This is a genomic window from Streptomyces sp. NPDC102437 (assembly GCF_044765565.1).
Taxonomy (GTDB): domain Bacteria; phylum Actinomycetota; class Actinomycetes; order Streptomycetales; family Streptomycetaceae; genus Streptomyces.
On sequence record NZ_JBIWKI010000010.1, the window covers coordinates 15,856 to 35,997 of the forward strand.

The window sequence follows — 20,142 nt, forward strand, 5'->3', positions numbered from 1 at the left end:
AATCCGCAAGAGGGTGCTAGGTCACACTCGTGCAACGTGCTGGACATCTGAATGTTCAACTTGCACGGTAAGTATGCCAATTGTGAAATTGGGGACGATGTGACCGATTTCGCTACGGGGCAGCCCTTGGCTGCCCGGATGGTGATCAAGGGCTGTGTCGCCGGGGCCGGGCCCGTTACGGTCGTGTTCATGGCTTCGTTCGAACATGACTTCCCCTTCGATCCGGCATACGGCTACACGCTCCAGGACCTGCTGCGCGTCCCCGCTCCCGCCGCTCCGGACGATTTCGACGCCTTCTGGCGCGACCGCTACCAGGAGGCCCTCAAGGTCGCCACGGAGCCGGAGCTCGGCCCGGTGGAGGAGGAGCGCGCCGGGGTGCGGATCCACGGCGTGACGTACACCTCGGTGGGCGGGGTGCGTATCGGCGGCTGGGTGGCGCTGCCGGCCGAGGGGGCCGCGGAGTACGGATTCGTCATCGGACACGGCTACGGCGGCCGGGACCAGCCGGGCCCCGACGTGCCGCTGCCGCTGCCCCGGGCCGCGGCGATCCTGCCGTGCGTACGGGGCATGGCGACGCGTGGCGTGCACCCTGGCATCCCGGGCGTTTCCAGTGCGCACGTGCTGCACGGCATCGCCTCGCGCGACACGTATGTCATCGGCGACTGCGTGTCGGACCTGTGGTGCGCGGCGTCGGCGCTGCACGAACTGGTGCCGGAGCTGGCGCCGGAGGAGGGCGGCCCCGGGCTCGGCTACCTCGGGGAGAGCTTCGGCGGCGGGCTGGGCGCACTCGCGCTGCCCTGGGACGACCGCTTCGGCGCCGCGCAGTTGACGGTGCCGACATTCGGCAACCACCCCTTGCGGCTCACCCTGCAGTGCATCGGCAGCGGCGAGTCGGTGCGGGCCCACCACCGTGACCACCCCGAGGTCACCGAGGTGCTGTCGTACTTCGACGCCGCCACGGCCGCGACGCGGCTGGAGCTGCCCACCCTGGTGGCCGCGGCGCTCTTCGACCCCTCGGTGCCGCCGCCGGGGCAGTTCGCCGTGCACAACGCGCTGGCCGGCGAGCACGAGCTGCATGTGCTGGACGCGGGGCACTTCGAGTACGAGGGCACGGCGGCCGAGGTGGCGGAGCTCAGGGCGGCCCGGCAGCGGTTCTTCGGGGAGCGGTCGGGCCGGGCCCGATAGCCGGTACGGGGGCCGGCCCGCTCGGGCCGGCCTTCGTCAGCCGCAGCCGCAGCTGGCGCGGTGGATCAGCGACACCGGGAGCATCAGCGACACCGGCTCGCTGCCGCTGTCGCCCAGCCGCTGGACCAGCAACTCGACGGCCTGTTCGCCGAGTTGGCGGATCGGCTGGCGTACGGTCGTCAGCGGCGGCCGGACGATCCGGCTCAGTGGAATCCCGTCGAAGCCGGTCACCGCGATGTCCTCGGGCACCCGCACCCCGCGTCGCTCCAGCGCCCGCAGCGCACCCACCGCCATCTGGTCGTTGGCGAAGAGCACCCCCTGCGGCCGTTCGCCGCCCCGGTCCAGCAGCGCCTCCGCCGCCCGCGCGCCCTCGGCCTGCGTCATCATCTCGGCCCGCAGATCGGGCGCGTCCGGCACCGGCAGCCCGGCGTCGCGGCACGCCTGCTGGAAACCGAGGAACCGCGCCTCGGCGTCCGGCGACCCGACCTCGCCGCCGACGAAGGCGAGCCTGCGCAGCCCGTGGTCCTCGATCAGGTGGCGGGCCAGTTCGCGCTCGCCGTCGGCGTTCGCGACGACGATGTGGTCGAGATGGTCGATCTCGCGGGGGCCGGCGATCATCACCACCGGAAGCCGGCGCGATATCACTTCGAGGTCCTCGGTCGGCACGGTCTGCGCCAGCACGGCGAAACCGTCGACCCGCCCCGCGACCTTCGCGACGAGGCTCTCCGGCCCGCCCTCCAGCGAGGCGGCGATCAGCAGCGCGTAGCCGTGCCGCCGCGCCGCCCGCTCCATGCCGCGGATGATCTGGTCGGAGTAGAGCATCACCGCGTCGTCGGCGTCGCTGTCCGCCTCCGCGTCGGCCTCGGCGTCCGGGTCGGCGTAGTCGGGGAAGCAGAGGCCCAGCACCCCGGTGGTCCGGCTGGCCAGTCCGCGGGCGTTCCCGCTGGGTACGTAACCGAGCTGGCGGGCGGCTTCGAGTACCCGCTCACGGGTCTGGGCGCGTACCGAATCCGGGGTGCGGTAGACCCGCGAGACCGTGGCAATGGAGACGCCCGACCGCTCGGCGACGTCGTACACCGTGGGGGCGCTCACCAGACCGACCGTCCGCTTCTTGTTCCGTACCGAAGCACCTGCTGTTGCATGTACCGACCCTCTTCTGAAAGCGCATTCACCCTAGATCGCGGGCCGTGTGGCGGGCAAGGCCGCCCAGTCCATGCGGCTGACTCTCGGCGCGCTGGAGAGTCAGGGGCTCGTCGAGCGGGCACCCGATCCGGCGGACGGCCGCGAGTCGGTGATGTCGCTCACGGAGTCCGGGGCCGCGACGCTCGCCGAGGTCCGGGCCACCAAGCACGACTGGCTCACCAGGGCCGCGGCGGCCGAACTCGACGGCGCCGAGCGCCGCACCGTGGCCGAGGCCGTCGAGCTGATCGACCGGCTGACCGGGCACTGACCGAGGGCCGGCGCCGGCCGCGGCCGGCACGCCCCGCACCCGTACCCGTCGGAACCGAACGGTTCGCCCCACCACCCAGGGGCCGGCCGGTTTCTCGTTTCCCGGGGTCCGGCCGGCTCCCGTGCGCAGCGGCGACCGGAGCGCTCCGCCGCACGGGTGAGGTTTCGGTCCTTCGCGCCGTGTCTGCGCCGCCTCCCGCGCGAGGGCGCCTTCAGTGGGTGGACGTAATCAGTGTGATCAACTGCATATGCCACCAGAAACGCACAATCTGGCACACCCGCGGATGGGTGGGTCGGGCCGGCCCCGGAGGTATCAGCCATGTCCCACGTCGGCGTCCCGAGGGGGACGGCCCGAAAGCGCCGCTCCCTCGCGCTCCTCACGACAGGTGTGCTGACGCTCCCCGTGCTGGCCGGCTGCAGTTCCGGCGACAGCGGCGCGAGCGGTGCGACGGCTCCCCAGGACATCGCGATCGCCGCCCGGAACCTGGTCGCCGAGGGCGGGACGGTCAACTGGGCCGTCGACGCCCTGCCCACCACCCTCAACGCCTTCCAGGCGGATGCCGACAGCACCACCAGCCGGATCACCGGCGCGCTGCTGCCGACGCTCTTCCCGCTCGACGCCAAGGGCAGGCCGCAGCTGAACCCGGACTATCTGGAGTCCGCGAAGGTGGTCGAGACCGAGCCCAGGCAGGTGGTGCTCTACCGGCTCAACCAGCAGGCGGTGTGGAGCGACGGCCGGGAGATCGGGGCCTCCGACTTCGTCGCCCAGTGGCGGGCGCTGAGCGGCAGGGACACGGCGTTCTGGACCGCCCGCAACGCCGGGTACGAACGCATCGAGAAGATCGAGCGGGGCGCCGGCGACCTGGAGGTACGGGTCACCTTCGCCAAGCCGTACGCGGACTGGCGCTCGCTGTTCTCCCCGCTCTACCCGAAGGACGTGACCGGCTCCCCGGACGCCTTCAACGACGGGGCCCGGACCACCCTCAAGGCCACCGCGGGACCGTTCCGGCTGCGCGGTGTGGACAAGAAGACCGGCGAGGTGACGCTGGTCCGCAACCCGCGCTGGTGGGGGAGCCCGGTCAAGCTCGACTCGCTGGTCTTCCGGGCCGTGGCCCCGCAGAACCGGACCGAGGCCCTGGCCGCGCGCAAGGTCGACGTGGCCGACATCGACGCGGCGGCCGCCCACCGGATCGCGCAGGCGGCCGGTGGCAAGGGCGCCGACGGGAAGCCGCTCGCCCAGGGCCCCGTCGCGCAGGGGCCCGTCGCACAGGGCCCAGGCGCTCAGGAGGGCCCGGCCGCGGCCCTGCGTTCCTGGGCCGTCGTGCACGGCTCGGACGCCAAGGCGGCGGCCGCCGCGCTGGCCGCCAGGGAGAAGAACCGGGCCGCCGCCATGGCACACGCCACCGAGCAGGCCGGGCTGCGCGCCTACGCGGTGCGCAAGTCGCTGGAGCCCGCCTACACCCAGCTCGCGCTGAACGGCGAGTCCGGACCGCTCGCCGACGACCGGGTGCGGCGGGCGGTGGCCCGCGCGCTGAACCGTCAGGAGCTCGTCGACACCGTGCTGGGGCCGCTCGGCCTGCCCGCGCAGCCGCTCGGCAGCCACCTGGCGCTGGCCGGGCAGCCGGCGTACAAGGACAGCAGCGACGCACTCGGCGGCCAGGACACCGAGGAGGCACAGGCGCTGCTGGCCGACGCGGGCTGGACGCAGGAGGGCGCGGTCAAGAAGTCGGACGGCACCGAGGCGGGCAGCGAGGCGGGGAAGAAGGAGGCCGGGAAGAAGGACGCGGAAAAGAAGGACACGGAGAAGAAGGACGCGGGAAAGCAGGAGACGAAGGCGGGCGCCGCGGACGGCAAGCCAGGCGACGGCGCAGGCCGGCGCGAGCCCGATGCCGACGACGGCCTCCACAGCGTCGGCGACGGCGCCAAGCCCGGCGACGGCGACCCGGCGGGCGGCGCCACCCACGTACTCGCGCCCGCCCCCGCCGCCGCGTTCCACCGCTCCGCGCTGCTGCGCCAGGCCGGCCACCTCTCCGGGTCCGGCACGTCCGAGGACGTCCCCTCCGGGGTCGCCGCCCAGGACAAGCGGCCGGGCGGCGCCGCCGGCGCGTACGCACCCGCGGGCACCGCGGCCCCCGCCCGGGTGCCCGACGAACGCCGCGGTCCGCTCGGCAAGGACGGAAAGCCGCTGACCCTGCGCTTCGTCCTGCCGTCCGGTCCCGGGTCGGAGCCGCTGCGCAGCGTCGGGGACAAGATCTCGGCGATGCTCGAAGCGGTCGGCATCCGTACGGCGATCACCAAGGTCTCCGACGAGAGCTACTTCAAGGACCACGTCGCCTCCGGCGACTACGACCTGGCCCTGTACTCCTGGCCCGCGACCGCCTACCCGGCCACCGACGACCGCCCGATCTTCGCCAAGCCGGTGCCCGCCACCGACGGCTCGCTGCTGGTCGAGCAGAACTACACCCGTGTCGGTACCGACCACATCGACCAGCTCTTCGACCAGGCGCTCTCGGAGCTGGACGAAGACACCGCCCAGGACCTGATGAAGCAGGCCGACGCCCGGATCTGGGCCGCCGCCGGATCGATTCCGCTCTACCAGCGCCCGCAGCTGGTGGCGACGGACAGGAGGCTGGCGAACGTCGGCGCCTTCGGCTTCGGGGCACCCCACTACCAGGACATCGGTTTCAAGAAGCCGCAGGCGGCCGGAGCCCCGGCGAACAAGAAGAAGTAGCAGGTCAGGAGAGGACCCTAAGCTCAGAACTGGCTCAAATCCCTTGCCCGCGGGCTTGCCCTGCGGGCAAGGTCGTCGCTACCCGTTGACCCGGGTGGCCGTTCGATCCCCCCACCTCTGAGACCCCCACCCCGGAGCCCCACTCCAGCCTCTCGGAGATTCCGCTTCGGAGCCCCACCTCCGAAGCCGCGACGTCCCGCGTCCGCCTCCGCAGTCTCCGCCCGCAGGGCCGTGGTCATGACACCCGGTGAACTCCTCCGGAAGAACCGGCCGCGCGGGCGCGAACGCGAGGCGGACGCGGGCTTTCGCCCTCGTAGCCGTACGTGTTCCCACTCGGTGGCTCCGCCGTCCACACCTGCCCGGCCGGCCGGGCGCGGGCCCGTCCCGGGGCCGGTAAAACTCGCCCGGGAAGCCGCGGCGGCGCCAGCCCCGTACCATTGGACGAGCCGTGGCGTGTCCGCCCGGCGGGCGTACGAGGACTTGAGACCGACTTAGACGCCTGATCCCACGATCCGAGAGAAGCGCAAGCCACCCATGCCCACGCGCCACGACATCCGTAACGTAGCCATCGTCGCCCACGTCGACCACGGCAAGACCACGCTGGTCGACGCCATGCTCAAGCAGGCCGGCGCCTTCGCCGCGCACGCCGCCGAGCACCTCGACGACCGCATGATGGACTCGAACGACCTGGAGCGTGAGAAGGGCATCACGATCCTCGCCAAGAACACGGCGGTGAAGTATCACCCCAAGGACGGCGGGGACCCGATCACGATCAACATCATCGACACCCCCGGCCACGCCGACTTCGGCGGCGAGGTCGAGCGCGGCCTGTCGATGGTCGACGCGGTCGTGCTGCTGGTCGACGCCTCCGAGGGCCCGCTCCCGCAGACCCGCTTCGTGCTGCGCAAGGCGCTCTCCGCGAAGATGCCGGTCATCCTCTGCATCAACAAGACCGACCGCCCGGACTCCCGGATCGCCGAGGTCGTCGACGAGACGTACGACCTCTTCCTGGACCTGGACGCGGACGAGGACCAGATCGAGTTCCCGATCGTCTACGCCTGCGCCCGTGACGGCGTCGCCTCGCTGACCAAGCCGGAGGACGGCACCGTCCCCGCGGACAGCGACAACCTGGAGCCGTTCTTCTCCACGATCCTGGCGCACGTCCCGGCCCCGGAGTACGACGAGGACGCCCCGCTCCAGGCCCACGTCACCAACCTGGACGCCGACAACTTCCTCGGCCGTATCGCGCTCTGCCGCGTCGAGCAGGGCGAGCTGCGCAAGGGCCAGACCGTCACCTGGATCAAGCGCGACGGCACGATGTCCAACGTCCGCATCACCGAGCTCCTGATGACCGAGGCGCTCACCCGCAAGCCGGCCGAGGTGGCGGGCCCCGGTGACATCTGCGCCATCGCCGGTATCCCGGACATCATGATCGGCGAGACCCTGGCCGACCCCGAGAACCCGATCGCGCTGCCACTGATCACGGTCGACGAGCCGGCCATCTCGATGACCATCGGCACCAACACCTCGCCGCTGGTCGGCAAGGGCGGCAAGGGCCACAAGGTCACCGCCCGCCAGGTGAAGGACCGCCTGGACCGCGAGCTGATCGGTAACGTCTCGCTCCGCGTCCTGGACACCGAGCGCCCCGACGCCTGGGAGGTCCAGGGCCGCGGTGAGCTCGCGCTGGCCATCCTCGTCGAGCAGATGCGCCGTGAGGGCTTCGAGCTCACGGTCGGCAAGCCGGAGGTCGTCACCAAGCAGGTCGACGGCAAGACCCACGAGCCGATCGAGCGCATGACGATCGACTCCCCCGAGGAGCACCTCGGCGCGATCACCCAGCTGATGGCGACCCGCAAGGGCCGCATGGAGACGATGACGAACCACGGTTCGGGCTGGGTCCGCATGGAGTGGATCGTTCCGTCCCGCGGCCTCATCGGCTTCCGTACGGAGTTCCTGACGCAGACCCGCGGCACGGGCATCGCGCACTCCATCTTCGAGGGCCACGAGCCGTGGTTCGGCGAGCTGCGCACCCGTCACAACGGCTCGCTGGTCGCCGACCGCGCGGGCTCCGTGACGCCGTTCGCCATGGTCAACCTCCAGGAGCGCGGTGTCATCTTCACCGAGGCCGGCACCGAGGTCTACGAGGGCATGATCGTCGGCGAGAACTCGCGCGCCGACGACATGGACGTGAACATCACCAAGGAGAAGAAGCTCACCAACATGCGTGCGGCTTCCGCCGACACCACGGAGAACGTGGTGCCGGCCCGCAAGCTCTCGCTGGAGCAGTCCCTGGAGTTCTGCCGCGAGGACGAGTGCATCGAGGTGACCCCGGAGACGGTCCGTATCCGCAAGGTCGTCCTCGACCAGAAGGAGCGCGGCCGCGCCGCGTCGCGCGCCAAGCGCTGATCCGACACCGGCGCCGGGCGCGCCGGTAGGTACAACGGGGCCCGGCCTTCCGTCAGTTGACGGGGGGCCGGGCCCCGTTGTGCGATGGCCCGGCGGGGCTCCCGGGCGTATCCGTGTGCATCAGCAACCAGCCGGAACCGGAAAGGTACTTCCGGGTAGGCCCATCACGCCGTTGTCCAGGGGTTTTCTTCGGCCATCCGTCCGCATATCGATCGTCGCTCTCCGAAAGCTGCGTTAACGGTCCGTTTCGAGCGTGTCTGTCTGGGATCGCTTTGTCCGGATTTCGGTCATTCGCGATTCCTTGATGTTGTCAAAACGAGACCCCTTAAGTGTGGTTTACAGCCCGGACGTACTTAATAGTTGGCTCCATTGAGCTCGGGTCAATGGGTCACGCACTGTGGGGAGTGCCGACTCACGAGCACACTAGGGGCACTGAAACGATCACCGTCAGGGGTGTCGGTGTATCAACTCCAGTGCCCTTCTTGTAGTCAAAAGTGGACTCATGAGGAGGAAACCCATGCGTGGTGCCAAGAGCGCCAAGTGGGTCGCGGGAGCGGCCATCATCGCCCTGGCCGCGACCGCCTGTGGTGGTAGCGACAGCGGTAGCGACGACAGCATGAGCTCGGGCAAGGCGGACCCGAACGGGATCCTGACCGCCCAGCTGAGCGAGCCGCAGAACCCGCTCCAGCCGGCGAACGCCAAGGAGAGCCAGGGCAGCCGTGTCCTGCGCACGATCTTCTCCGGCCTGGTCGACTACGAGCCCGGCACCGGCAAGCTCGAGTACATCAACGCCGAGTCCGTGACGCCCAACGCGGACTCGTCCGTGTGGACCGTCAAGCTCAAGCCGGGCTGGAAGTTCCACGACGGCACCACGGTCACCTCCAAGTCCTTCGTGGACTCCTGGAACTGGTCGGCCAACGTCAAGAACAACCAGACCAACTCCAGCTGGTTCCAGGACATCAAGGGCTACGAGGACGTCCACCCCGAGAAGGGTGCTCCGAAGGCCGACAAGATGTCCGGTCTGAAGATCATTGACGAAAACACCTTCACGATCAGCCTGACCGGCTCGGTCTCGTACTTCGCGTACAAGCTCGGCTACGACGTCTGGGCGCCGCTGCCCGAGTCCTTCTTCAAGGACCCGGCCGCCGCCGGCCAGAAGCCGATCGGCAACGGCCCCTACAAGTTCGTCTCGTGGGACCACAAGAAGCTGATCAAGGTCCGGAAGTTCGACGGTTACCAGGGCCCGAACAAGGCCAAGAACGGTGGCATCGACTTCAAGAACTACACCACCGCCGACGCCGCCTACTCGGACCTGCGGTCGAACAACCTCGACTGGATCGAGGCCATCCCGGTCACCTCGCTGACCAGCTACAAGCAGGACCTCGGCGACCGTGCCATCGACGCCGAGTACTCCGCGGTGCAGTCGATCGTCCCGGCGTTCTACACCAAGCAGTTCAAGGACATCAACCCCAAGGTCATCCAGGGTCTGTCCATGGCCATCGACCGTGACACGATCACCAAGACCGTGCTGCACGGCACCCGTACCCCGGCCGACTCGTTCGTCGCCCGCGGTGTGCTCGGCTACAAGGCCGGCGCCCTCGGTGACGTCACGAAGTACGACCCCGCCCAGGCGAAGAAGCTCATCAAGGAGGGTGGCGGCGTCCCGGGCAACAAGATCTCGATCCAGTTCAACGCCGACCAGTCCCACAAGCCGTGGGTCGACGCGGTCTGCAACAGCATCCGCAAGGCCGCCGGTGTCGAGTGCGTCGGTGACTCCAAGCCGGACTTCCAGGCGGACCTGAACGCCCGCGACAACAAGCAGGTCAAGTCCATGTACCGCGGTGGCTGGGTGCTCGACTACCCGGTCAACTCGAACTTCATGCGCGACCTGTACGGCACCACCGCCGCCGGTAACACCTCGGGCTACTCCAACAAGGAGTTCGACGCGCTCGCGGCGAAGGCCGACAAGGCGAAGACGCTCGACGAGACCGTCAAGATGTACCAGGACGCCGAGCAGCTCCTGAAGAACGACATGCCGGCCATCCCGCTGTGGTTCTACAAGAACAACTCGGGCCAGTCGGTCAACGTCTTCGGCAAGATTCCTTACGGCCAGGACGGTGACCCGATCTTCACCGACGTCCAGGTGAAGGCCAAGAAGTAACCATCGGGATCCGAAGGCCGGTTTCGCCGTCCCTCTTCCGGGGCGGCGGAACCGGCCCGTAGGCGTAGGCCCCGGGGCTCTCCCCCCACACCCCCGCGGCGGAGACCACTCTGACAAGGCCATCGCCGACCCCTCACGGCATGGAGGCATGATGGGGCGTTACGTCGCAAGGCGACTGCTCCAGATGATCCCGGTATTCATCGGGACCACTCTGATTATTTTCCTCATGGTCCACATCCTTCCTGGAGACCCAATCCGGGCGATGTGGGGAGACAAGGCGGCAGACCCCGCACAGGTCGCGTCGCTGCGCCATGAGTTCGGACTCGACCAGCCCCTGTGGAAGCAGTACGTCGACTACATGGGCAATCTCTTCCAGGGCGACTTCGGCAAGACCTTCGGTGGTCGCGAAGTCATCGACGAGATGTCCGAGTCCTTCCCGGTGACGCTGCGGCTGACCGCCGTGGCGATGCTCATCGAGATCATCGTCGGCATCGGGCTCGGCGCCTGGGCGGGCCTGCGGGCCGGCAAGGCCGCCGACACCGGCGTGCTGATCTTCACCCTGATCGTCATCTCGATCCCGGTGTTCGTGCTCGGCTTCCTCGCCCGCTTCGTCCTCGCGGACCAGCTCGGCTGGGTGGCCCCGAACGTTCAGGACTCCACGGACTACGCGCAGTTGTTCCTGCCGGGCTTCGTGCTCGCCATGCTCTCCATGGCGTACGTGGCACGGCTGACCCGCACCACCTTCGCGGAGAACCTGCGCGCCGACTACATGCGTACCGCCATGGCCAAGGGCCTGCCGCGGCGCCGCATCGTCGGTGTCCACCTGCTGCGCAACTCGCTGATCCCGGTCGTCACCTTCCTCGGCACGGACGTCGGCGGCTTCATCGGCGGCGCGGTCGTGACCGAGGGCATCTTCAACGTCCAGGGTGTCGGAAACCTGCTCTTCAAGGCGCTGCAGCAGCGCGAGGGCTCGACGATCGTCGGCGTTGTCACGGTCTTCGTCCTCGTCATCCTTGTGATCAACCTGCTCGTCGACCTGCTGTACGCGGTCCTGGACCCGAGGATCCGGTATGCCTGACGTCACCGAGACCAAGACCGAAGCGGCGGTGGACGCGGCTGCCGCTCCCGCGGCCGCGGATGGCAAGGGCAAGACCCAGGACAAGCCGCGCAGCCTCTGGGGCGACGCCTGGTTCGACCTGCGCCACCGCCCGATGTTCTGGATCTCCTCGATCCTGCTGCTGCTCCTGCTGATCGTCGCCGCGTTCCCCGGGCTGTTCACCGGTGCGGACCCGCGTGACGGCGACCTGACCAACCACTTCCTGACCAAGCCGGAGCTGGGGCACTTCTTCCAGCCCGACTGGTTCGGTTACGACGGTCAAGGACGCTCGATCTACGCGCGTGTCATCTACGGCACCCGCGCCTCGATCCTGGTCGGCGTCGGCGTCACCGCCGCGGTCACCGTGGTCGGCGGCCTGCTGGGCATGCTCGCCGGTTACTTCGGCGGCTGGCTCGACTCGATCATCTCCCGGGTCACCGACATCTTCTTCGGCATCCCGTTCCTGCTCGGTGCGATGGTCGTCCTGAACGCCTTCACCGACCGCAAGGTGTACGTGGTGATCCTGGCCCTGGCCTTCCTGGGCTGGACCTCGATCTGCCGTGTCATGCGTGCCTCGGTGATCACCGCGAAGCAGGCGGACTACGTGACGGCGGCGCGCGCACTCGGCGCCGGCACCGTGCGGATCCTCTTCCGGCACGTCCTTCCCAACGCGCTCGCCCCGACGATCGTCGTGGCCACCATCGCGCTCGGCGGGTACATCTCGGCCGAGGCGACGCTCTCGTTCCTCGGGCTCGGGCTCGCGGACCCGACGATCTCGTGGGGCATCGACATCGCGGAGGGCAGCCAGGCCATCCGCGACAACCCGCATGCGCTGCTGTTCCCGGCAGGAATGCTCAGCCTCACGGTCTTCGCGTTCATCATGCTCGGCGACGCGGTCCGCGACGCCCTCGACCCGAAGCTGCGCTGAGGAGGGCGTACGACGTGACCATCATGGACAAGACAGCAGACATTCCGGCGCCCCGCTCCGGCGGGCCGGACGACGCCCGACTCCTCGAAGTGCGCGACCTGCACGTGGAGTTCCACACGCGTGACGGTGTCGCCAAGGCCGTCAACGGTGTGAACTACAGCGTCGACTCGGGCGAGACCCTGGCCGTGCTCGGTGAGTCCGGTTCCGGCAAGTCCGTGACCGCCCAGGCGATCATGGGCATTCTCGACATGCCGCCCGGCAAGATCCCGCAGGGCCAGATCCTGTACCGCGGCCAGGACATGCTCACCATGAGCTACGAGGAGCGGCGGAAGATCCGTGGCCAGAAGATCGCGATGATCTTCCAGGACGCGCTCTCCTCGCTCAACCCCGTGCTCTCGGTCGGCTACCAGCTCGGCGAGATGTTCCGGGTCCACCAGGGACTCTCCAAGAAGCAGGCCAAGCTCAAGGCCATCGAGCTGATGGAGCGGGTCAAGATCCCCGCCGCCAAGCAGCGGGTCGACGACTACCCGCACCAGTTCTCCGGCGGTATGCGCCAGCGCATCATGATCGCCATGGCACTGGCGCTGGAGCCGGACCTGATCATCGCGGACGAGCCGACCACCGCGCTCGACGTGACGGTCCAGGCCCAGGTCATGGACCTGCTCAAGGAGCTCCAGACGGAGTTCAACATGGGCCTGATCCTGATCACCCACGACCTCGGCGTGGTCGCCGACGTCGCGGACAAGATCGCGGTCATGTACGCGGGCCGGATCGTCGAGACGGCACCGGTGCACGAGCTGTACAAGCGGCCCGCGCACCCGTACACCCGCGGTCTGCTCGACTCGATCCCGCGGCTCGACCAGAAGGGCCAGGAGCTCTACGCGATCAAGGGCCTGCCGCCCAACCTGCTCAAGATCCCGTCCGGCTGCGCCTTCAACCCCCGCTGCCCCAAGGCGGAGGACATCTGCCGCACGGAGATCCCGGCCCTGGTGCCGGTCTCCGAGCAGGACGGCAGCGAACTGCCCGGACGCGGCAGCGCCTGCCACTTCTGGAAGGAGACGATCCATGGCTGAGCTCGACAAGACGGACGGTTCCATGGACGCCACCCCGAGCGTCACCGAGGTCAAGGCGGTCGACGCCGTCGACGAGTCGGCGGCGGTCGCGGCCATCGAAGCCCCGGTGGAGCGCGGTGAGCCGATCCTCCAGGTGCGCAATCTGGTCAAGCACTTCCCGCTGAGCCAGGGCATCCTGTTCAAGCGCCAGGTCGGCGCGGTCAAGGCCGTGGACGGGGTCTCCTTCGACCTCTACCAGGGCGAGACGCTCGGCATCGTCGGCGAGTCGGGCTGTGGCAAGTCCACGGTCGCCAAGCTGCTGATGATGCTGGAGACGGCCACCGCGGGCCAGGTCTTCTACAAGGGCCAGGACGTCACCAAGCTGTCCGGCCGCGCGCTGAAGGCGGTCCGCCGGAACATTCAGATGGTGTTCCAGGACCCGTACACCTCGCTGAACCCGCGCATGACGGTCGGCGACATAATCGGCGAGCCCTTCGACATCCACCCCGAGGTGGCCCCGAAGGGCAGCCGGCGGGCCAGGGTCCAGGAGCTGCTGGACGTCGTCGGTCTCAACCCGGAGTACATCAACCGCTACCCGCACCAGTTCTCCGGCGGCCAGCGCCAGCGCATCGGCATCGCCCGCGGCCTCGCGCTCAACCCGGAGATCATCGTCTGCGACGAGCCGGTCTCCGCGCTCGACGTGTCGGTGCAGGCGCAGGTCATCAACCTGATGGAGAAGCTCCAGGACGAGTTCAACCTCTCCTACCTCTTCATCGCGCACGACCTGTCGATCGTCCGGCACATCTCGGACCGGGTCGGCGTGATGTACCTCGGCAAGATGGCCGAGATCGGTACGGACACGGAGATCTACGACCACCCGACGCACCCCTACACCCAGGCGCTGCTGTCGGCGGTCCCGGTCCCTGACCCCGAGGCCCGCGAGCGCGGCGAGCGGATCATCCTGACCGGCGACGTCCCGTCGCCGGCGAACCCGCCGTCGGGCTGCAGCTTCCGTACGCGGTGCTGGAAGGCCCAGGACAAGTGCTCCACGGAGGTGCCGCTGCTGGCCGTCCCCGAGCGCTTCCAGGGCTCGGACACCCTCGCGGCGCACGACTCGGCGTGCCACTTCGCCGAGGAGAAGGACGTCGTCGGCGCGGCTTCGTAGTACGGCCCGAAGCTGCTTCGCAGCACGGCCGAGATGACGCGAAAGCGCCCGGAACCCGCCGGTTCCGGGCGCTTTCGCGTCGTGCCTGGCAGGCGCACCGTCATCCTCCGCTGTTCATGACGGTACGTGCCCCACGGCTCCGACTACTTGTACTGGATGCCCCACAGGTTTTCGTTCTTCTTGACCGGGGCGACGTTGTTGCTCTTCTTCCAGATCTTGCTCTTCTTGCAGCCGCCGCTGCCCTTGGGCACGAACTTGTACTTCGTGACGCTGAAGCCCCTGGCCGAGTGGTACATCATCAGGCGGCCGCGCGTCTTGCCCTTCTTCTTCGCGACCGTGGCCGCGTAGGTCCAGGTGTCGGACTTGGACCAGGTCTTGCCGAGGGAGACGCTGAACTCGGCCGAGGCCTTGGCGAAGATGACGCCCGCTTCGGTGCCGACGGTCGCCGTGCCGGTGGCGGTCCAGGAACCCGTCTTGTTCTTCGAGTAGCTGATGGTCACACCGGGCTTCGCCCAGTCGCTGTGCACATTGGTCGCGCGCCAGACTGTCGTCTTGTCACCGATCGAGTAGATCGGTGTGCGATCGCACACGGCGGCGGCGGAGGCTGGTGTGGTGGATGCCGCTGCAACTCCGGCGCTCAGCAGCGCGGTGGAGAGAACGGTGCTCAAGACACGCTTCACATGGATCTCCTGGGATTCAGCGAACTTGTTCTGTGCGTGTCAGATCTTGTCAGTCAACGGCGCCGTTCCTCTTGGGGCTTGAGGAAGCTCTGAGCTTTCTTTGCACTTGCGGGCACAACCGCTTTGTATGATCGGGCACCCGCTGATCTCTGCGGACCGGCCGGGTCCGCGTCCGCGGGGGATGCCTGGCCGGGGCCGGGTCGGGGTCAGGCACCGGCCTCGGGGTCTTCGGGGGCCGCCTTGTTGGGCTCGGGCCCGTCGGAAGCCGTACGGGCCTTCGGCGAAGTCGACACGGACTGTGTGTCCTCGGGGTAGTGGCAGGCCGTCAGATGGCCTTTCCCGCTTCCCTCCACCCGCACCAGCGGCGGGGTCTCGCTCACGCACTTGTCCGTCGCCTTCCAGCAGCGCGTGCGGAAACGGCAGCCTGACGGCGGGTTGACCGGGGAGGGAACGTCGCCGACGAGGCGGATGCGCTCGCGGGGCGATTCGTCGTCGGCGGTCGCCTCGGGCACGGCCGAGAGCAGCGCCCTGGTGTACGGGTGGCGCGGGTTGCCGTACAGGTCCTCGCGGTCGGCGATCTCCACGATCCGGCCGAGATACATGACCGCCACGCGCTGCGAGAAGTGGCGCACGATGGCCAGGTCGTGGGCGATGAAGAGGAACGCGATGCCGAGTTCCTTCTGCAGCTTCTGCAGCAGGTTCACCACCTGGGCCTGGATCGACACGTCCAGCGCCGAGACCGGCTCGTCGGCCACGATCAGCTTTGGCTCCAGGGCGAGCGCGCGGGCCACCCCGATGCGCTGGCGCTGGCCGCCGGAGAACTCGTGCGGGAAGCGGTTGTAGTGCTCCGGGTTGAGCCCGACGGTCTCCAGCAGCTCCCGCACGCGCGCCTCGCGCCCGCCCGCCGGGTTGATGTCATTGATCTCCATCGGCGCGGTGATGATCTTGCCGACGGTCTGCCGCGGGTTCAGCGAGGCGTACGGGTCCTGGAAGATCATCTGGATCTCGGAGCGGACCGGGGCCAGCTGCTTGCGCGAGGCGTGGGTGATGTCCTGCCCGCGGTAGGAGATCTGGCCGGCCGTCGGCTCCAGCAGCCGGGTGACCAGCCGGCCCGTCGTCGACTTGCCGCAGCCGGACTCGCCGACCAGCCCCAGGCTCTCGCCCTCGCCGACGCTGAAGTCCAGCCCGTCGACGGCCTGGACCGCACCGACCGTCCGGCGGATCGGGAAACCGCCCTTGATCGGGAAGTACTTGGTGAGTCCGGAGACGTCCAGGAGAGGATTCTTGCTACTCATTGGTGGGGAAGTCCCGTCTCTTGTACGTCAGGTGGGCCGGATGCCGGCGAAGTCCGCGAAGAAATCGGCGCGCTGCTCCGCGGTGAGGTGGCAGGCGGCGCCGCGCCCGGCGGTGAGCTCCAGCGGCGGCTGGTCGGTGGCGCAGCGCTTGCCGCCGACCTGCTCGGTGAACGTGCACCGGGGGTGGAAGCGGCAGCCGGTCGGCGGGTTGAGAAGGCTCGGCGGGGAGCCGGGGATCGGCGACAGCGGTACGTCGACCGGCCCTTCGAGGCTCGGCATGGAACCCAGCAGGCCCCAGGTGTACGGGTGCTGGGGCGCCCGCAGCACCTCCTTCTTCGTACCGCGCTCCACGCAGCGCCCGCCGTACATCACCAGCACGTCGTCCGCGATGTCGGCGATGACACCGAGATCATGGGTGATGAAGATGATCGAGGTGCCGCTCTCCTGCTGGAGGTCCTTCAGCAGGTCCATGATCTGGGCCTGCACGGTGACGTCCAGTGCGGTGGTCGGCTCGTCCGCGATCAGCAGTTCCGGGTCGCAGACCAGCGCCATGGCGATCATCGCGCGCTGGCGCATACCGCCGGAGAACTGGTGCGGATAGTCGTCCACCCGCAGATCGGGCTGCGGGATGCCCACCCTGGTGAGCATCTCGACCGCCCGCGCCCGAGCCTCCCGCTTGGAGGCGCCGGTGTGCTTGCGGTACGTCTCGCCGATCTGTCGGCCGATGGTGTGGTATGGCGAGAGCGAGGCCAGTGAGTCCTGGAAGATCATGGCCATCTTGTTGCCGCGAAGCCGCTCCAGCTCCCGCTCCGAGGCGGCCAGCAGATCCTGCCCGTCGAGCAGGATCTCGCCCTCGATCTCGGTGTGTTCGGGGTGGTGCAGGCCGAGGATGGTCAGGTTGGTGACGGACTTGCCGGAACCGGACTCGCCGACGATGCCGAGCGTCCTACCCTTCTCGATGTCGAAGGACAGCCCGTCGACGGCCTTGACCATGCCGTCTTCGGTGGAGAAGTGCACGCGCAGATCGCGTACGGAGAGGAAGGGGATACTCACTGGATCTCTCCCTAGGCGAGGCGGACGCGCGGGTCGATGAGGGCGTAGACGGCGTCGACGACGATGTTGAGGATCACGATCGCGGCGGCGGCCACCATCATCACGCCGAGCAGCGTCGGCAGGTCATTGGTGGATACGGCCTTGACCGAGAGCGCGCCGATGCCCTGGAGACTGAAGGTCTTCTCGGTGATGATCGCGCCACCGAGGAGTACACCGAGGTCGAGGCCGAAGATCGTGATGATCGGTCCCATGGCCCCGCGCCAGGCGAATCTGAAGAAGACGGTCCGCCGGGAGAGCCCCTTGGCACGGGCCGTCCGCACATAGTCCTCGCTCAGCGACTCCACCAACTGGGACCGGGCCATACGGGTGTAGTTGGCCGTGAAGATGACGGACAGGACCAGCCAGGGCAGCAGGAGGCCGGAGAACCATGCGCCGGGATTGTCGGTGAGCGGTGTGTAGCTCGGCCGGTCCAGCAGGTGCAGCTGGTCGGTGAGGAAGTACATCGCGACCACGCCGACGATGTAGATCTGCAATGAGGAGGCGATCAGCGACGCCGAGGAGGCGACCTTGTCGAGCAGCTTGCCCTGCTTGACCGCGGCGAGCATGCCGGTGCCGACGCCGAAGATGACGAAGACGAAGGCGCTGCCGACGGAGAGCGAGAGGGTGGTCGGGAACCGGTCGACGATGGTGCCGAAGACCGGCTCGCGGTTGATGAACGAGTATCCCAGGCAGGGGGCCGGGCAATGACCGTACGACGCGTAGTCGCGACCAACGAAGACCCCTTGCAGCCAGTGCCAGTACTGCACCGGTATCGGGTCGGCGATCCCCAGGTTCTGCCGCACCAGCGCGAGCGTCTCGGGAGTGCAGACCTTGCCGCACGCCACCCGGGCGGGGTCGCGCGGGGCGGTGTAGAAGAGGACGAAGACCAGGGCGCTGATGATCAGCAGGATGACCGCGGCGCCGACGACACGGCGGAGAAGAAAGCGCAGCATGGCAGTGGGTATTCCTGACGGATGCCGACGGGGAGGAGGGGGAGCGGGTGACTCGCCGGTGGAGAGTCACACGCTCCCCGCGGGGGTCGTTCGTCAGGCCTTGACGTACGTCTTGTAGAGCAGCGTCGCCGAGAACAGCGGGTCCATCATGGCGCCGCCGACCTTGGAGCCGAACAGGTAGAAGCGCCGCTGGAAGGTCTCCGGGATGATAGGGGCGACCTCGTCCATGATGCGCTTGTCCAGCGCGGCCCAGGCCTCACCGGCCTTCTTCTGGTCGCCGATCACGACGTTCTCCTTGATGGCGGCGTCGATCCAGTCGACCTTCACCTGGGAGACGTTGTTCTGGCCGTTGCCGATGGAGGCGCTGTCGAACAGCGGCTGGATCATCGTGTACGCCGTCGGCCAGTCGGGCGACCAGCCGAACCACATGACGTCGAAGCTGTTGTCGACCTGCTGGATCTGGTCGTAGTACGAGGTCGAGTCCACTGCCTTGATGACCGGCTTGAAGCCGGCCTTCTTGAGCGCGCTCTCGATGACGACGGCCGTCTTGTCGTACGTCGGGCTCTGCGGGTACGCGTAGACGACCTTCTGGCCGAGCTTACCGGCCTTCTTGAGGATGGCCTTGGCAGCCGCGGGGTCTCCCTGCGGCGTCTTCAGCTTGCCGTAGAGGTCGAACTCCTTGCGGCCCAGGATGTCGGGGCTGAGGATGGTGGAAGCGTAGTCGCCCGCGGACGGCCCACCGTAGATCTTGCGGATCTGCTCCAGCGGCCAGGCGGTGTTGAGCGCCTTGCGCACCTCGAGGTCGGTGGTGCGCTTGCAGTTGATCGCGTAGTAGTACGTGCCGGTGAGCAGTCCGTTGAAGGTGCGCTTCTTCAACTCCGGGTCGGTGAGCACCTTCTGCATCCGCTCGGCCGGCACGGACTTGTAGATGGAGACCATCTGCTGGTCCTTGCCCTGGTCCGCGATGAAGCGGTCCGCGGACTCCAGGGAGCTCGGGCCGAATTCGAACTCGAAGCTGTCCGGGTAGGCGTTGCGGATCGGGTCGGTGGCCGGGTCCCAGTGCTTGTTGCGCGTCAGCGTCATCGACTTGTCGACGGACCGGTGCTTGACGATGTACGGGCCGCAGGAGGCCGGCTGCTTGTCGTACTTCTCCTTGGTGTCGAGCTTCGGTGAAGTGGCCGCATAGGAGGTCATGGCCAGCGTAAAGTTGAAGTCCGGACGGGGCTCCGCCAGCTTGAAGGTGATCGTCTTCTTCGCCTTGTCGGTGACGATCGAGTCGAGGTGCTTGCCGCCGTACGGCCCCTCGTAGCCCTTGCGCCAGTCGCCCTTGCCGGTGAGGGCCTGCTGGACGTAGGCGGCGCCCTCGGTGGCGAACGGAGCCCAGGAGCGCTCGATGCCGTGGCGTACGTCCTCGACCGTCAGCTCGCTGCCGTCCTCCCACTTGAGCCCGTCCTTCAGCGTGAAGGTCCAGGTCTTGTTGTCGGCGGACGCGGTGCCGACATCGGTGGCGAGGTCGCCGACGAGGGTGGTGGCGCCCTTCATGTCGATCTTGTAGCCGGTGAGGCTACGCGCGAACATGAGCGCCCCGGAGGAGTTGAAAGCGAAGTAGATGCGCTGCGGGTCGAGGTGGGAGAAGTCGTCCTCGGAGACGCCGTAGATCGTCCCCCCCTTCTTGGCGCCGGGAACCTCCGGGGCCGGCCCGGTCGAGTCCTCCTTGGTGCCGATCTTGACGGTGGCGCCGGTGTAGTCGGTCGCGCCCGCCTGCGGCGTGCCCTTGCCGCCGCCTCCGCCACCGCTGCTGCACGCGGAGAGAACGAGCGAGCCGCCCGCCGCGACGGATGTGGCGATGACGAAGTTTCTGCGGGAGAGAGACATGGCAACCTGCCCTGGTGGGTGAGAAGGGACGAATGATCCGGCGGAGCCCCGTCGCTCCGGTCCGGGACGGAACT

Annotated in this window: 14 protein-coding genes and 1 pseudogene; 9 read left to right on the plus strand and 6 right to left on the minus strand. The window is 68.4% G+C overall.

Annotation, left to right across the window (positions count from 1 at the left end):
• The first annotated feature begins 189 nt into the window (after positions 1-189).
• Positions 190-1,185, plus strand: coding sequence for an acetylxylan esterase (locus tag ACIRJP_RS14750; RefSeq protein ID WP_404172901.1), 996 nt, complete (start codon positions 190-192; stop codon positions 1,183-1,185).
• Positions 1,186-1,221: 36 nt separating this feature from the next.
• Here ACIRJP_RS14750 and ACIRJP_RS14755 read toward each other — a convergent pair whose 3' ends face one another.
• Positions 1,222-2,277 (minus strand): LacI family DNA-binding transcriptional regulator, encoded by a 1,056-nt coding sequence (locus ACIRJP_RS14755; RefSeq protein WP_404172904.1) that lies wholly within the window; start codon positions 2,275-2,277, stop codon positions 1,222-1,224.
• A 115-nt stretch (positions 2,278-2,392) separates the two neighbouring features.
• Here ACIRJP_RS14755 and ACIRJP_RS14760 point away from each other — a divergent pair.
• The 8 genes and pseudogenes from ACIRJP_RS14760 to ACIRJP_RS14795 form a co-directional block, all read left to right on the plus strand.
• Positions 2,393-2,635, plus strand: a pseudogene (locus ACIRJP_RS14760) (winged helix DNA-binding protein); the annotation flags it as partial.
• 318 nt (positions 2,636-2,953) lie between these two features.
• Entirely contained in the window at positions 2,954-5,365 is a 2,412-nt protein-coding gene (locus ACIRJP_RS14765; protein WP_404172907.1) for an ABC transporter family substrate-binding protein, read from the plus strand.
• Positions 5,366-5,899: 534 nt separating this feature from the next.
• Positions 5,900-7,771 carry a translational GTPase TypA gene (typA, locus tag ACIRJP_RS14770; protein ID WP_385818866.1) on the plus strand — a complete coding sequence of 624 codons (1,872 nt, stop codon included), beginning with the start codon at positions 5,900-5,902 and terminating at the stop codon, positions 7,769-7,771.
• Positions 7,772-8,288: 517 nt separating this feature from the next.
• Positions 8,289-9,932, plus strand: a complete 1,644-nt coding sequence (locus ACIRJP_RS14775; RefSeq protein ID WP_404172910.1) for an ABC transporter substrate-binding protein — start codon at positions 8,289-8,291, stop codon at positions 9,930-9,932.
• Between the two features lie 151 nt (positions 9,933-10,083).
• Positions 10,084-11,010 carry an ABC transporter permease gene (locus tag ACIRJP_RS14780; RefSeq protein ID WP_266733577.1) on the plus strand — a complete coding sequence of 309 codons (927 nt, stop codon included), beginning with the start codon at positions 10,084-10,086 and terminating at the stop codon, positions 11,008-11,010.
• The gene (locus ACIRJP_RS14785) at positions 11,003-11,956 is read left to right on the plus strand and encodes an ABC transporter permease (protein ID WP_404172913.1); all 954 of its coding nucleotides are present in this window, start codon (positions 11,003-11,005) and stop codon (positions 11,954-11,956) included. The genes ACIRJP_RS14780 and ACIRJP_RS14785 overlap by 8 nt, the downstream gene beginning before the upstream one ends.
• A 14-nt stretch (positions 11,957-11,970) precedes the next feature.
• The gene (locus ACIRJP_RS14790; RefSeq protein ID WP_404172916.1) at positions 11,971-13,029 is read left to right on the plus strand and encodes an ABC transporter ATP-binding protein; all 1,059 of its coding nucleotides are present in this window, start codon (positions 11,971-11,973) and stop codon (positions 13,027-13,029) included.
• The gene (locus ACIRJP_RS14795) at positions 13,022-14,173 is read left to right on the plus strand and encodes an ABC transporter ATP-binding protein (RefSeq protein WP_404172919.1); all 1,152 of its coding nucleotides are present in this window, start codon (positions 13,022-13,024) and stop codon (positions 14,171-14,173) included. Before ACIRJP_RS14790 ends, ACIRJP_RS14795 begins: the two co-directional genes overlap by 8 nt.
• A gap of 143 nt (positions 14,174-14,316) precedes the next feature.
• Here ACIRJP_RS14795 and ACIRJP_RS14800 read toward each other — a convergent pair whose 3' ends face one another.
• The 5 genes from ACIRJP_RS14800 to ACIRJP_RS14820 all read right to left on the minus strand — a co-directional run bounded on the left by ACIRJP_RS14800 (position 14,317) and on the right by ACIRJP_RS14820 (position 20,068).
• Positions 14,317-14,853, minus strand: a complete 537-nt coding sequence (locus ACIRJP_RS14800) for a hypothetical protein (protein WP_404172922.1) — start codon at positions 14,851-14,853, stop codon at positions 14,317-14,319.
• Between the two features lie 206 nt (positions 14,854-15,059).
• Positions 15,060-16,148 (minus strand): ABC transporter ATP-binding protein, encoded by a 1,089-nt coding sequence (locus tag ACIRJP_RS14805; protein ID WP_404172925.1) that lies wholly within the window; start codon positions 16,146-16,148, stop codon positions 15,060-15,062.
• Between the two features lie 27 nt (positions 16,149-16,175).
• Complete coding sequence (locus ACIRJP_RS14810; RefSeq protein ID WP_404173428.1) at positions 16,176-17,141, minus strand: ABC transporter ATP-binding protein; 966 nt, start codon at positions 17,139-17,141, stop codon at positions 16,176-16,178.
• 71 nt (positions 17,142-17,212) lie between these two features.
• A complete protein-coding gene (locus ACIRJP_RS14815; protein WP_404172928.1) occupies positions 17,213-18,193 on the minus strand; it encodes an ABC transporter permease in 981 nt (326 codons plus the stop codon).
• 93 nt (positions 18,194-18,286) lie between these two features.
• Positions 18,287-20,068 (minus strand): ABC transporter substrate-binding protein, encoded by a 1,782-nt coding sequence (locus ACIRJP_RS14820; RefSeq protein ID WP_404172931.1) that lies wholly within the window; start codon positions 20,066-20,068, stop codon positions 18,287-18,289.
• Positions 20,069-20,142: the final 74 nt, after the last annotated feature.

Excerpts from the sequence above, each read along its gene's own strand:
- ACIRJP_RS14750 (WP_404172901.1), top strand. The coding sequence starts at position 190 with ATGGCTTCGTTCGAACATGACTTCCCCTTCGATCCGGCATACGGCTAC.
- ACIRJP_RS14785 (WP_404172913.1), top strand. The coding sequence starts at position 11,003 with ATGCCTGACGTCACCGAGACCAAGACCGAAGCGGCGGTGGACGCGGCT.
- ACIRJP_RS14810 (WP_404173428.1), bottom strand. The coding sequence starts at position 17,141 with ATGGTCAAGGCCGTCGACGGGCTGTCCTTCGACATCGAGAAGGGTAGG.
- typA (WP_385818866.1), top strand. The coding sequence starts at position 5,900 with ATGCCCACGCGCCACGACATCCGTAACGTAGCCATCGTCGCCCACGTC.
- ACIRJP_RS14820 (WP_404172931.1), bottom strand. The coding sequence starts at position 20,068 with ATGTCTCTCTCCCGCAGAAACTTCGTCATCGCCACATCCGTCGCGGCG.
- ACIRJP_RS14795 (WP_404172919.1), top strand. The coding sequence starts at position 13,022 with ATGGCTGAGCTCGACAAGACGGACGGTTCCATGGACGCCACCCCGAGC.
- ACIRJP_RS14815 (WP_404172928.1), bottom strand. The coding sequence starts at position 18,193 with ATGCTGCGCTTTCTTCTCCGCCGTGTCGTCGGCGCCGCGGTCATCCTG.
- ACIRJP_RS14775 (WP_404172910.1), top strand. The coding sequence starts at position 8,289 with ATGCGTGGTGCCAAGAGCGCCAAGTGGGTCGCGGGAGCGGCCATCATC.
- ACIRJP_RS14780 (WP_266733577.1), top strand. The coding sequence starts at position 10,084 with ATGGGGCGTTACGTCGCAAGGCGACTGCTCCAGATGATCCCGGTATTC.
- ACIRJP_RS14805 (WP_404172925.1), bottom strand. The coding sequence starts at position 16,148 with ATGAGTAGCAAGAATCCTCTCCTGGACGTCTCCGGACTCACCAAGTAC.
- ACIRJP_RS14765 (WP_404172907.1), top strand. The coding sequence starts at position 2,954 with ATGTCCCACGTCGGCGTCCCGAGGGGGACGGCCCGAAAGCGCCGCTCC.